16 protein-coding genes and 1 tRNA gene are annotated in these 12,432 nt (G+C 72.4%); 7 read left to right on the forward strand and 10 right to left on the reverse strand.

Annotation, left to right across the window (positions count from 1 at the left end; all coding sequences use genetic code 11):
- Positions 1 to 87: 87 nt before the first annotated feature.
- Positions 88 to 444, reverse strand: coding sequence for a hypothetical protein (locus DEI83_RS15705; RefSeq protein WP_146243284.1), 357 nt, complete (start codon positions 442 to 444; stop codon positions 88 to 90).
- 2 nt (positions 445 to 446) lie between these two features.
- Positions 447 to 518 (reverse strand) — tRNA-Gln (locus DEI83_RS09415).
- 79 nt (positions 519 to 597) lie between these two features.
- On the opposite strand from DEI83_RS09415, the gene DEI83_RS09420 reads away from it, so the two are divergent.
- Complete coding sequence (locus DEI83_RS09420; RefSeq protein ID WP_111081709.1) at positions 598 to 1,092, forward strand: MarR family winged helix-turn-helix transcriptional regulator; 495 nt, start codon at positions 598 to 600, stop codon at positions 1,090 to 1,092.
- Positions 1,093 to 1,122: 30 nt separating this feature from the next.
- Here DEI83_RS09420 and DEI83_RS09425 read toward each other — a convergent pair whose 3' ends face one another.
- From DEI83_RS09425 to glp, 8 genes are all read right to left on the reverse strand, one after another.
- Entirely contained in the window at positions 1,123 to 2,991 is a 1,869-nt protein-coding gene (locus DEI83_RS09425) for an ABC-F family ATP-binding cassette domain-containing protein (protein WP_111081710.1), read from the reverse strand.
- A 157-nt stretch (positions 2,992 to 3,148) separates the two neighbouring features.
- Positions 3,149 to 3,787: a hypothetical protein gene (locus tag DEI83_RS09430; protein WP_146243285.1), complete on the reverse strand. Its 639-nt coding sequence runs from the start codon at positions 3,785 to 3,787 to the stop codon at positions 3,149 to 3,151.
- 63 nt (positions 3,788 to 3,850) lie between these two features.
- Positions 3,851 to 4,249: a PLD nuclease N-terminal domain-containing protein gene (locus tag DEI83_RS09435; protein ID WP_181431150.1), complete on the reverse strand. Its 399-nt coding sequence runs from the start codon at positions 4,247 to 4,249 to the stop codon at positions 3,851 to 3,853.
- A 122-nt stretch (positions 4,250 to 4,371) separates the two neighbouring features.
- On the reverse strand, positions 4,372 to 5,016 hold the full coding sequence (locus DEI83_RS09440) for a hypothetical protein (protein WP_111081713.1): 645 nt from the start codon (positions 5,014 to 5,016) through the stop codon (positions 4,372 to 4,374).
- A gap of 34 nt (positions 5,017 to 5,050) precedes the next feature.
- Positions 5,051 to 5,488, reverse strand: a complete 438-nt coding sequence (locus DEI83_RS09445) for a molybdenum cofactor biosynthesis protein MoaE (RefSeq protein ID WP_111081714.1) — start codon at positions 5,486 to 5,488, stop codon at positions 5,051 to 5,053.
- A complete protein-coding gene (locus DEI83_RS09450) occupies positions 5,485 to 6,003 on the reverse strand; it encodes a molybdenum cofactor biosynthesis protein B (RefSeq protein ID WP_111081715.1) in 519 nt (172 codons plus the stop codon). Before DEI83_RS09450 ends, DEI83_RS09445 begins: the two co-directional genes overlap by 4 nt.
- Entirely contained in the window at positions 6,000 to 6,470 is a 471-nt protein-coding gene (moaC, locus tag DEI83_RS09455; RefSeq protein WP_111081716.1) for a cyclic pyranopterin monophosphate synthase MoaC, read from the reverse strand. Before moaC ends, DEI83_RS09450 begins: the two co-directional genes overlap by 4 nt.
- The gene (gene glp / locus DEI83_RS09460) at positions 6,467 to 7,726 is read right to left on the reverse strand and encodes a gephyrin-like molybdotransferase Glp (protein ID WP_258371146.1); all 1,260 of its coding nucleotides are present in this window, start codon (positions 7,724 to 7,726) and stop codon (positions 6,467 to 6,469) included. Before glp ends, moaC begins: the two co-directional genes overlap by 4 nt.
- A 125-nt stretch (positions 7,727 to 7,851) precedes the next feature.
- On the opposite strand from glp, the gene DEI83_RS09465 reads away from it, so the two are divergent.
- The 6 genes from DEI83_RS09465 (at position 7,852) to DEI83_RS09490 (ending at position 12,409) form a co-directional block, all read left to right on the forward strand.
- Positions 7,852 to 8,691 carry an MTAP family purine nucleoside phosphorylase gene (locus DEI83_RS09465; RefSeq protein WP_111081718.1) on the forward strand — a complete coding sequence of 280 codons (840 nt, stop codon included), beginning with the start codon at positions 7,852 to 7,854 and terminating at the stop codon, positions 8,689 to 8,691.
- Positions 8,688 to 9,758 (forward strand): NAD(P)-dependent oxidoreductase, encoded by a 1,071-nt coding sequence (locus DEI83_RS09470; protein WP_111081719.1) that lies wholly within the window; start codon positions 8,688 to 8,690, stop codon positions 9,756 to 9,758. The genes DEI83_RS09465 and DEI83_RS09470 overlap by 4 nt, the downstream gene beginning before the upstream one ends.
- 193 nt (positions 9,759 to 9,951) lie before the next feature.
- Positions 9,952 to 10,719 carry a glycosyltransferase family 2 protein gene (locus DEI83_RS09475; protein ID WP_309146587.1) on the forward strand — a complete coding sequence of 256 codons (768 nt, stop codon included), beginning with the start codon at positions 9,952 to 9,954 and terminating at the stop codon, positions 10,717 to 10,719.
- Positions 10,716 to 11,384, forward strand: a complete 669-nt coding sequence (locus DEI83_RS09480; protein ID WP_111081720.1) for a DUF2064 domain-containing protein — start codon at positions 10,716 to 10,718, stop codon at positions 11,382 to 11,384. Before DEI83_RS09475 ends, DEI83_RS09480 begins: the two co-directional genes overlap by 4 nt.
- Positions 11,381 to 12,049, forward strand: coding sequence for a class I SAM-dependent methyltransferase (locus DEI83_RS09485; RefSeq protein WP_111081721.1), 669 nt, complete (start codon positions 11,381 to 11,383; stop codon positions 12,047 to 12,049). Before DEI83_RS09480 ends, DEI83_RS09485 begins: the two co-directional genes overlap by 4 nt.
- Positions 12,050 to 12,169: 120 nt before the next feature.
- The gene (locus DEI83_RS09490) at positions 12,170 to 12,409 is read left to right on the forward strand and encodes a hypothetical protein (protein WP_111081722.1); all 240 of its coding nucleotides are present in this window, start codon (positions 12,170 to 12,172) and stop codon (positions 12,407 to 12,409) included.
- The last annotated feature ends 23 nt before the right edge of the window (positions 12,410 to 12,432 follow it).

A 12,432-nucleotide genomic window follows, 5' to 3' on the forward strand; every position in this document is an offset into this window, starting at 1 on the left:
ATCACGTCACGGCGGAACTCTTCCGGATACGCCTTCACCATGGCGCACATCCTTCCAGCAGGAGCCAACGCTCCTACCCGTCAGGAGTCAACCAAACCTGCAGCAGTCCCTGACGTTCGTTGCGGTGTCCAGGTCGCCGATGGAGATGGCGGCGAGCGGCGGAGAATCAGCTGTCAGGGCGATCAGCGTCCGCTTGCCGAGGTGGCTCTGGTCGTGGACGGACGCGTTGATGTCCCGCAAAGCCGGCAGATCGGGGCTTTCCATCCGTTCGGCAGCTTCCAGTCGGGCGTCCAGTACGCGGCGGTTCGCAACACCACGGGCCCAGTAGGGCGCCCCCTCCAGGTTGCCGATCTGCGCGAGTACGGCGATAGGAAGAGCCTGGAGGTCAGCTACATCCGTAGGCGTTACACCGAACCGATTCCGCCGATAGACCGATCGGTCCATCGCTCCGCCTCCAGGATTCGAACCCGGACCTAACGGCACCAAAGGCCGTCGTGCTGCCATTACACCAAGGCGGAACGCTCCCGGAGGAGCCCGACCATCCTCCCATGTGCCCGGCACTGGTCGTGCGCTGCCGATCCACGCCATGATGGACGGATGCCGCCAGAGGACGAGGTCGACCGGATCGTCGCGGCGTGGGGACGGGAGCGCCCTGATCTGGACTTCGCGCCGCTCGACGTGCTGTCACGGGTCGACCGGCTCGCCCGGCATCTCGACCGCGCCCGACGTCAGGCGTTCGAGGCGGGCGGGATGGAGCCGTGGGAGTTCGACGTCCTGTCGGCACTCCGGCGGGCGGGCGAGCCGTACGAGCTGAGCCCGAAGGTGCTGCTCCAGCAGACCCTTGTGACGAGCGGCACGATGACGAACCGGGTGGACCGCCTCGCTGCGCGCGGGCTCGTCGCTCGCCGGACGGATCCGCGTGACGGCCGGGGCGTTCTCGTGTCGTTGACGCCGACGGGTCGGAGCGCGGTGGACGCGGCCATCGCGGACCTGCTGCAGGCCGAGCGCGCGATCCTCGCTGGGGTGTCGGACGACGAGCGGGGCCAGCTGGCGGCACTGCTGCGGCGCCTCATCCTCGGCCTCGGCGACTGACGCCGACCGCCAGTGCCGTTCGCACCCGGGCTACACCCCGAGCTGCTCCGCCACCTCGAGCCACCGCTCCTCGAGCTGCTCCACCTCGGCGTCGAGGTCGGCGAGCCGCCCCTGCAGCGCTCCGAGCCCCTCGTAGTCGGACTGGTCGTGCGTCGCGAACGAGTCGAGCAGTTTCTTCCGGTCGTCCCCGAGCTTGGCGATCCGGCGGTCGAGGGCGGACATCTCCTTCTCGACCGTGCGGCGCTCGGAGCCGGACAGGGTCGGCGCAGCGGCCGGAGCCGAACCGGATCCCGCTGCCGGACGCAACCCCGAGGCGGCGGCGACCGCGGACGCACCGGCGGTGTCGGGCCTCCCGGCCGATGCGGCGGCAGCCGCCGACGCCGTCGTGCCACCGCTGCCGGAGGCACGTAGGCGCATGTACTCGTCGACGCCGCCGGGCAGGTGGCGCAGGTGCCCGCCGAGGACGGCGTACTGCTGGTCGGTGACGCGCTCGAGCAGGTACCGGTCGTGGCTCACGACGAGGAGCGTGCCGGGCCAGGTGTCGAGCAGGTCCTCCATGGCGGCGAGCATGTCGGTGTCGAGGTCGTTCGTCGGCTCGTCGAGGATGAGGACGTTCGGCTCGTCGAGCAGGATGAGCATGAGTTGCAGGCGGCGCTTCTGCCCACCGGACAGGTCCTTGACCGGGGTCGACAGCTGCTCCGAGGTGAAGCCGAGCCGCTCGAGCAGCTGCGACGGCGTCATCTCCTTGCCGTCGGCGACGTAGCTCGTCTTCTTGCGGGCGACGACCTCGCGGACGCGGTCCTCGGCGAACTGCTGGAGGTCGGCGAGCTGCTGGTCGAGGACCGCGATCTGCACGGTCTTGCCCGTCTTCACCCGGCCCGTGGTCGGCTGGAGCTTGCCGGAGACCAGGTTGAGCAGTGTCGACTTGCCGGCGCCGTTCGGGCCCAGGATGCCGGTCCGCTCCCCCGGGGCGATGCGCCACTCGACGCCCTCGATGATCATCGTGCCGTCGAAGGACACGCCCGCGTCGATGAGGTCGACGACGTCCTTGCCCAGGCGTGCCGTCGCCATCTGGGACAGCGCGACCGTGTCGCGGATCGGCGGCACGTCGTCGATGAGCGCGTTGGCCGCGTCGATGCGGAACTTCGGCTTGCTCGTCCGCGCCGGTGCACCCCGCCGGAGCCACGCGAGCTCCTTGCGGGCCAGGTTCTGCCGGCGCTGCTCGCTCGACGCTGCCTGCCGGTCACGTTCGACGCGCTGCAGGATGTACGCCGCGTAGCCGCCCTCGAAGGGCTCGACGACGCCGTCGTGCACCTCCCACGTGTCGGTCGACACCGCGTCGAGGAACCACCGGTCGTGGGTGACGACGACCATGCCGCCCTGGTTCGACGACCAGCGGCGGTTGATGTGCTCGGCGAGCCACTGGATGCCCTCGACGTCCAGGTGGTTCGTCGGCTCGTCGAGGAACAGCACGTCCCAGTCGCCGACCAACAGACGCGCCAACGCCACCCGCCGACGCTGACCACCGGACAGTTCGTCGACCGTCTCGTCCCACGGGATGTCCGACACGAGGCCACCGATGACGTCGCGGATCTTCGGGTCGCCCGCCCACTCGTGCTCGGCGAGGTCGCCGACGACGACCTGCCCGACGGTCATGCCCTCGGGCAGGACGTCACGCTGGTCGAGGTACCCGATGGTCACCCCGCGGCGGTGCGTTACCCGGCCGGAGTCCGGCTCGAGTCGCTGCGCCAGGAGGGCGAGCAGCGTCGACTTGCCGTCGCCGTTGCGCCCGACGACGCCGATCCGGTCGCCCTCGTCGAGGCCGATGGTCACGCTGTCGAAGACGACACGGGTGGGGAACTCGAGATGCACGTTCTCGGCGCCGAGGAGATGAGCCACCTGACCAGGGTAGGCGGGCGCGGGGGCGCTCTGCGCCAGGGCGGAGCGGAGGCGACTCACGACCGCGCGCGAACCAACCGTGCGGCCACCTCGGTCCCCGCAAGGCGACTGCGGCTCCTGCTGCCCGGCTCCCCTGGCGCACCCGCACCGAGCCGGGTCAGTCGGGCTCGGTCACCTCGATCAATGCTCGCCATCGCGCCCGCTGACGGACAGACAGCATGAACACCACCAGGAACAGCAGCACACCGCCGGTCTGCACCCAACGGAAGAACTCGAACGGTGACGCGATCGCCTGGCCACCAGCGAAGGGGACCCAGCCCGCGAGGAACCAGATCGTCCATTCCGTCTGCCTCAGGCGCAGCGCAGCCAGCCGCCGGAGGACCGGTGCTCGTCCAGGCTCTGGCGGAGCCGCACTCCTGAGTTTCCGTTCGATCGAACGACGATCTCGCCACGGGATGCCGGACAGAGGATCTGACCACAGCTCGGCGAAGCGGCCCTTCCGCAGCACTTGCACGACACCGACGACCCACAGAGCGACGCCTGTCAGTGACATCAGGACGCCGAAGACGGTCGCGGCGTCGGATCGTCGGTCGCGCGACGAGTCCAGCCAGGACGTCTCCTCAGATCGGGTCGTCCCGATGACCAGACCGACAACGAGCGCGAGCACCGTCGTCATCGCGACGATGGCGAAACGCTTGCGACGAGCGCGTCGCTGCGCGGCGACCTGGGTGGGCAGTCCCCGTGTCCGGGCATCGATGAGGTCCCAGTGCCGGTCCAGCGGGTCGATGACCGGCACGTCGGACCAGGGGCGGGAGTCGGGCATGCGATCAGTCTGGCAGCGCGCGCCGGGAGGCCCGGTTCAGCTCGCGGGGGTCGGGTCACCCTCGCCAGCGGCTTCCTTCGCCCGCTTCAGGCGCGCCTGCGCTTCCCAGTACTCGATCTCACGCTCGAGCTCGGCGAGTTCCTGCTCCGTGCTCGAGACCCGCTTGTCCCCGTGTGCGGCCTTCGCGGCGCCGAGCGTGGCGTACCCGTCCTCGTGCCGCTTCGGCTCGAGGTAGCGGCCGTGGTTCCGAGACCCTGCGCTCCAGTCGTGTCCGATCGCGAACCACACGATGCTGCCGACGAACGGCAACAGGATCACGAGGATGATCCAGGCGACCTTCGGCAGGCCTCGGACCTCGCTGTCGGGGCGCGTGATGATGTCGATCAGGGCGAACACGAGCAGGACGACGCTCACGCCGGACAGCAGGATTCCCATGGTCCGGATACTAGGGAGTCGCGAGGTGGTGGCGCTACGCCCGTGTTCGTGGGTCGGTGGCGCGTGGTGAGCACCGACACAGCGGCTCCGTCGCCGCCGCGTCTGGTACCGCCACCGTCTCGTCAGGCGGACGCGGCGGGCACCGATACGTCCCATGGAGCGGGTGACGTCCGGAGGGCACGTCGGACCCGGGCGACGTCGAACCACGCGTACACGGCAGCTCCTGCCGAGAAGACGGCCGCGACGCAGTACAGCGCGCCGCCGAGCGGGGCCGCGGTCGAGCTCCCGAGTGCGAGGGCGAACCAGAACGCCGAGTACCAGATCAGGCGTTCGACCTGGTCGGGAGCCGCACGGAGCACGGCGACGGCCCGGACGATCCGGAGTCGGTCCTGCGGTGCGCGGACTCGCCCGCGCACCGCACGGGCGATGGCGTGCCGCTCCCGCGCGGACAGGGCCGTCGTCACCGTCGGGAACGCGGTGCCGACGTCACGTCGACTGCGCGTGGTGACGACTGCGCGGACGATGACGGAAGCGATCGCCGCTGTGGCGAGGACCATCGCGATGGTGAAGTGTGCGCCGTCGTCCTCCCCACGTGGCAGCAGGAAGAGCCCGACGACCGCGATCAGGAGCGCGACCAGACCGAGACCGAGGCTCCACCTCGTCCACGGCGTCACCCGCAGGAGTCTCTGCTCGTGTGCGAGCACCCGCTCCGCGTCCGCGTCGGCCGCCGCCCACCGGCGTGCCACCAGATCCTGATCGATGCTCATCGGTTCTGATCGAACACCATGCGACGCACCGGCGTCAGAGCGCCGCCACCCACTCGTCCGACCCGTCGGTGAACCGCTGGTGCTTCCAGATCGGCACCCGCTCCTTGACGAGGTCGACGAGGGCCCCACACGCAGCGAACGCCTCGGCGCGGTGCCCGGACGCCACCGCCGCCGCGAGCGCCACGTCCCCGATGCCGAGCGCACCGACGCGGTGCAGCACGGCGATGCGGACCTCCGGGTGCTGCTCGGCGATCGTCCGGGCGACCTCCGCCATGACCTCCCCGGCGCTCGGGTGCCGTTCGTAGTCGAGCGCGGTGACGCCCTTCCCACCGTCGTGGTCGCGGACGACCCCGGCGAAGGTGACGACCGCGCCCTCGTGGTCGGAGGCGACGACGCGGGAGACCTCGTCCACGGCGATGGCCCGGTCGACGACGTCCGCGACGACGACGCGGTCCGCGGCTCCGGCGCTCACGATGCGCTCCGGGGAGCGTGGCCGTCGCCGTGCAGTTGGGCGAGCAGGTGGTCGAGCAGCCCGTCGAGCACGGCCAGGCCGTCCGCGACTCCGCCGCGTGATCCGGGCAGCGTGACGACGAACGTGCCGCCGCCGATGATGCCGGCGACGCCCCGACTGAGCAGCGCGGTCGGTCCGGCTCCGGACAGTCCCCGTCGGCGGATCTCCTCGACGATGCCGGGGAGTTCGAGGTCGAGCAGGGGTGCGACGGCCTCGGGCGTGCGATCGGTCGGTGTGACGCCGGTGCCGCCCGTGGTGATGACGACGCGTGCGCCGCCCGTGACGGCCGCGGCGAGCGTGTCGGCGACGGGACCACGGTCGGCGACGATGACCGGTTCACCGACGTCGAACGCCCGCTCACGCAGCCAGTCGGCGATGACGGGCCCGGTGCGGTCGAGGGCAGGGTCCGCTGCGGCCGAGGTCGAGACCACGACGACGGAGGCGCGCCCCCGGTCCGGGACGCCGGAGCCGCTCATCGTGCGCTCCAGTCGCCGGAACGTCCGCCGTGCTTCTCGAGCACGCGGACGTCGGTGATCGACGCCGTCTTGTCGACCGCCTTCACCATGTCGTAGACGGTGAGCGCGGCGACGCTCGCGCCGGTGAGGGCTTCCATCTCGACGCCGGTGCGGGAGGTGGTGCGCACGGAGACCTCGATGACGACGCGGTCGTCCGCGCCGGAGATGTCGACCTCGACCCCGGCGATCGGCAGCGGGTGGCAGAGCGGGATGAGGTCGGAGGTCTTCTTGACTGCCATGATCGCGGCGATGCGGGCAGTGCCGATGACCTCGCCCTTGGGCAGCGAGCCGTCGAGGATGCGTTCGACGACGTCGGGGCGGGTGACGAGCGTGGCGGTGGCGGTCGCGGACCGCGCGGTGACGTCCTTGTCGGAGACGTCGACCATGTGCGCGCTGCCGTCGGCGCGGACGTGGGACAGGTCGGTCATCGGATGCTCCAGACGGTCAGGGGGTCGCCCGGCTCGACGCTGGTGGTGCCGACGGGGACGTGGACGAGGTGGGTGGCTTCGGCGTAGTGCCAGAGCAGGTGCGAACCCGGCCCACCGACGAAGTGGACGCGGCCGTCGACGACGGTCCCGCGACGGACCTGGTGCTTCGCCGCCGGCGACGACGCGGACTCCGCGGCCGGCAGGTCCACGGTCGGGCGGTGCTCCGGCAGCCCGACGGCAGGGGCGAGGACCGGGCGGAGGAACACCTCGAACGAGACGAGCGCCGAGACCGGGTTGCCGGGGAAGGCGACCACCGGCACCGATCGTCCCGCGACCGGCACGGTGCCGAGCGCCTGCGGCCCGCCCGGCTGCATCGCGACCGAGGTCACGACGAGTCCGCGGGGTTCGAGGGCCTGCCGGACGACCTCGTACGCCCCCGCGCTGATCCCCCCGGTGGTGAGCACGAGATCCGCCCAGTCCCCCACGGCGTCGTCGAGGGCGCCGAGGAACTCGTCGGGGTCATCGGGGACCCGGACCCGCCGCGTGTCGACACCGACCTCGGCGAGCGCGGCGGACAGCGCCACCCCGTTCGCATCGCCGATGGCGGCACCGGCGCTGAGGTCGGCGTCGGCCGTCGAGCCGGGATCGAGCAGCTCGCTGCCGGTCGACACGACGAGCACCCGCGGGCGCCGGAGGACGTCGACGGTCGTGACCCCGGCACCGGCGAGCGCCCCGAGCACGGCCGGCGTGAGGGGTTGTCCGGCCCGGGCGATCGGAGCTCCTGCGGCCAGGTCGGAGCCGGCGACACGCACGAAGGACCCCGGCACGAGGTCGATCGGTACCGGCACGTGGTCGGACCCGAGTGCGGCGGGGAAGGACCCGGCTGGCGTGGACTCGACCGGGAAGACGGCGTCCGCCCCCACCGGGATCCGCGCTCCGGTCATGATCGGGGCCGCGGTGCCCGGCTCGAGCGGCCGGGGCACGACGCCGGCCGGGATCGGTGCGGTCACGCGGACGGTCGCCCCGGCGTCGGCAGCGCGCACGGCGAACCCGTCCATCTGGCTGTTGTCGAAGGCCGGCAGGGGCGTCGGCGGGAGCACGGTGGTGGCGAGGACGCGGTACCCGTGGCCGGCTGCGGACCCGGCGGCCAGCGCGACGACCGATGACGACTCGACCGTCCCCGGCGACACCGCGGTCGGCAGGGCCGGCCCCACGAGCGCCCGGACCGCGTCCCGGTGCCGACCGATCGTTCGCACGCGCGCCTCCGAATGATCCTGACGTGGCGCCGACGGGGACGACGGCACCGCGCGCGGGCCGTTCCTGGCCCGCATCTGTAGCGTAACGACGGCGCCGACCAGCGCCGAGGACGACCGGAGGACCTGTGGACAACGAGAAGACGACGACGATCGGTGTGATCGGCGGCTCGGGCCTGTACGAACTGTTCGAACCCGGCACCGCGGACGAGGTGGACGTGCCGACGCCGTTCGGACCGACCTCGAGCCCGATCAGCATCGGCACGATGTCCGGCCGTCGTGTCGCCTTCCTCACCCGCCACGGCCGGGCACACTCGGTCGCGCCCCACCGCATCGAGCACCGCGCGAACCTCTGGGCGCTGCGCTCCCTGGGCGTCCGCGCCGTCGTCTCGTCGAGTGCCGTCGGTGGCCTGCACCCGGACTACGCCCCCGGCACCTTCGTGGTGACGGACCAGCTCATCGACCGGACCTGGGGCCGCGCCGACACCTACTTCGAGGACGAGGTGCAGCACCTCTCCTTCGCCGACCCGTTCGACCCGGTGCTCCGCCGTGCGGCGATCGACGCCGTCGCGGCGCTCGACGTGCCCTTCCGTCCGACCGGCACGTGCGTCGTCATCCAGGGGCCCCGGTTCTCGAGCCGCGCCGAGTCGGTGTGGATGCGTGAGGCCGGTGGCCACACGATCAACATGACGATGACCCCCGAGGTCCCGCTCGCCGCGGAGCTCGGCATCGGCACGGTGAACCTGTCCTTCGTGACCGACGCCGATGCCGGCCTGGCCCCGGTCGCCGACGACACGAGCTCCGAGGCCCCGGTCACCCACCAGGCCGTCATGGACCGTCTGGCCCGAGCCAACGAGGTCATCGTCCGCGCCATCGGCTCGATCGTCGCCGCCGTCCCCGACGACTACACCCCGCGTGAACTCGTCCCGGCGAGTGCCTCCGCCCGCGTGATGGAGCTCCGGCCGTGACCCGGCTGCTCGTCACCGGCGGCGCGGGCTTCATCGGCTCGACGATCGTCCGCCAGGCCCTGGCCGCCGGGCACGAGGTGCGCGTCCTCGACTCCCTGCGCACCGACGTGCACGGGGACCCCGACGCCGTCGTGACCGCACACCGCACCGCGGGCATCGAGCTCGTGCACGGCGACGTCCGCGACCGGGTCGCCCTCGACGCCGCGCTGCACGACGTCGACGTGGTGTGCCACCAGGCCGCGAAGGTCGGCCTCGGCGTCGACTTCCAGGACGCCCCCGACTACGTCTCGAGCAACGACGCCGGCACCGCGCACGTGCTCGCCGCGATGGACCGGATGGACATCGGCCGACTCGTGGTCGCGAGTTCGATGGTCGTCTACGGTGAGGGTGCGTACAGCACCGCCGACGGTGAGCCGATGCGCCCGCCGGCCCGCCGCCGCGAGGACCTCGACGCCGGCCGCTTCGACCCGATCGGCCCCGACGGCCGTCCGCTCCTGCCGGGGCTCATCGACGAGTCCGCCGCCCTCGACCCGCGGAATGTCTACGCGCAGACGAAGGTGGCACAGGAGCAGCTCGCCTCGTCGTGGTCGCGTGCCACCGGCGGCCGGTCCGTCGCGCTCCGCTACCACAACGTGTACGGCCCCGGCATGCCCGCGAACACGCCGTACGCCGGAGTCGCGTCCCTGTTCCGCTCGGCGTTGGCGCGGGGCGAAGCGCCGCGGGTCTTCGAGGACGGGGCACAGCGCCGCGACTTCGTACACGTCGACGACGTCGCCGGTGCGAACCTGGCGGCGATCGACGCGACCGGGACCGCTCCGGCCGAGTCGTTCCGGGCGTTCAACGTCGGGTCCGGCACGGTGCACACGATCGGTGAGATGGCCGCGGCGATCGCGGGGCCGGACGGTCCGCAGCCGGTGGTGACGGGTGAGTACCGTCTCGGCGACGTCCGCCACGTCACGGCGTCCTCGGCGCGCATCGCCGACGAGCTGGGCTGGCGTGCGCAGGTGGACTTCACGCGCGGGATGCGGGAGTTCGCGACCGCGCCGCTCCGGGCGGCCGTGCGCTAGCGCCGCCACGCCGCCACGCCGCACGCCGTGCGCAGGACGGCCGTCGGGGGACGCGCTCCCCGTCCCCCGACAGCCGGGATCGTGTTTGCTCGAGTGCATGACGCAACAGCCCGCCGCCGACCCCGACGCCGGTCCGCACCCCCAGGACGACAGCGCGACCAGTCGATCCGACGGAGGGCACCGAATGGTCTCCATGAGCGTCGACGTGATCCTCCCCTGCCTCGACGAGGCGGACGCACTGCCGTCCGTCATCGGCCGTCTGCCCGAGGGCTACCGGGCCATCGTCGTCGACAACGGATCGACCGACGGGTCCGCCGACGTCGCCCGCGCGCACGGCGCCCTCGTCGTGACGGAGCCGGTCCGCGGGTTCGGGTCCGCCTGTGCGGCCGGTGTCGCCGCAGCGACGGCCGACTACGTCGCCTTCTGCGACGCCGACGCGTCGATGGACCCCGCCGAGCTCCCCGCCCTCGTCCAGCGCGTCGCCGACGGCCGGGTCGACCTGGCCCTCGGCCGCCGCGTGCCGACCAGCCGTGGCGCCTGGGCGCCGCACGCCCGCTTCGCGAACCGCGTGCTCGCCGTCCTCATGCGCCGCGCGACCGGGTACCGCCTCCACGACCTCGGCCCGATGCGGGTCATGCACCGAGAGGACCTCGTCGCGCTCGACCTCCGCGACCGCCGCAGCGGCTACCCGCTCGAGATGGTCCTCGCCGCGCACGCCGCCGGCTGGCGCGTCGACGAGTCGGACATCGGCTACGCGCAGCGCATCGGCGACAGCAAGGTCACCGGCACGCTCCGCGGCACGGTCAACGCCGTCAAGGACATGTCGCGTCTGCTCCGCGAGTACCGCCGGGAGGCCCGGAACCGCCCCGCCGCGCCCGTGTCCGTCCGCCAGCGGGTCGCCAGAGCACAGACCGCCGAGCAGACCTCCGCCGAGCAGGTCGCTGCCGAGGTGCGCTCATGACCGCCGAGCACGGCACCGATGCGCCCACGACCGGCATCACCGTCGCCGTCGTCGCGAAGGAGTGCCTGCCCGGCAAGGTGAAGACCCGTCTCACCCCGGCGCTCACCCCCGAGGGTGCCGCCCGGGTCGCCGCAGCGAGCCTGGCCGACACGCTCGCCACCGTGCACGCGCTGCCGGCCGCCCGCCGGGTCCTGTTCTTCGACGGCGACGTCCTGCCCGACGGCGCCGAGGGCTTCGACGTCCTGCACCAGCCCGGCGGCGGACTCGACGAGCGCCTCGGGTTCCTGTTCGACACCGTGGACGGTCCGCTCCTCCTGGTCGGCATGGACACCCCGCAGGTCTCCGCCGCCTCGCTCGCCCCGGTGTTCGACGGGCCCGAGCGGGACGCCTGGTTCGGACCGGCCGAGGACGGCGGCTTCTGGTCGCTGTACCTGCGCGAGCCGACCGGTGACCTGCTGCGCGGGGTGCCGATGTCGCAGGACGACACCGGGGCCGTGCAGCTGGCACGGTTGCGGTCCGCGGGACTCGACACGGGCCTCCTGGCCGAGCTGCTCGACGTCGACACGGTGCCCGATGCGGAGCGCGTCGCGGCCCTCGCACCCACCACGCGGTTCGCCGCGGCCCTGGCCGCCGAGTCCGCCACCACCTCCGGAGGTGTCCGATGACCGACACGACCAGCACCACGCAGGCCTTCGGAGCCGGCGGCGACGAGCCGTACGCCCGAGCGCTGCGGTCCGACGGCCGCCTCCGTCTCACCGACCCCGACCGTCCGGACGAGGTCGTCACGATGGACGTCGGCCGGTGGAGCGCCGCCGCGGACCGGGTCGACGTGTCGTTGCTCGAGGGGGCCGACGGTCCGGTGATCGACCTCGGCTGCGGGCCCGGTCGGATGCTCGTCGCCGCGCTGCGGATGGGTCTGCCGGCCCTCGGTGTGGACGTCTCGGCCGAGGCCGTCGAGATCGCCCGACGCTCCGGCGGCCGGGCCGTCCAGGGCTCGGTATTCGACCCGGTGCCGGACGAGGGGCACTGGGACACCGCGCTCGTCATCGACGGCAACATCGGCATCGGTGGCGATCCGGTGGCCCTGCTCGCCCGTGCGGCCGAGATCGTCCGGGTGGGCGGCCGTGTGGTCGTCGAGACCAACCGCGACGCCGACGCCGACCGCACCTACGTCGCCACGGTGACGGACGCCGACGGACACGCGAGCTCGGCGTTCCCCTGGGCCGAGGTCGGCCTGCGGGCACTCCGTGCGCACGCGGCCGCCGCGGGGCTGACCGTGCGCCAGAGCTGGACGGACAGCGGACGGCACTTCTGCGAGCTCGTCACCTGAGCCATCCTTCTTTTGCATGATGCAAGAGAAGGACGTAGACTGGTGCCCAGCAGTCGATGGTGTCGCGGACCCGTCGGCTCGACGGTCGCGACACCTCGGCACGACAGCGAGGAGAGCACCATGAGCACCTTCCCCCTCGGCGGGATCTTCGTGAGCGGGCTCCGGCAGCGCGACGAGCACGGCACGTACACCTCCACCACGGACGGCTCCGACGCGATCGGGACCTACACGGGTGTCCGCGCGGACCGCATCGGTCGCTTCGTCGACACGCAGTTCCGTCACCCCCGCACCGCCACGGCGAGCACCCGGACGGTCACCGGCTCGGTCCGCACGGCGACCGGGTCCTTCCGCACCGCCTGACCCCTCCCCCCAGACCGCGAGCG

Source organism: Curtobacterium sp. MCBD17_021, from assembly GCF_003234525.1.
GTDB lineage: Bacteria > Actinomycetota > Actinomycetes > Actinomycetales > Microbacteriaceae > Curtobacterium.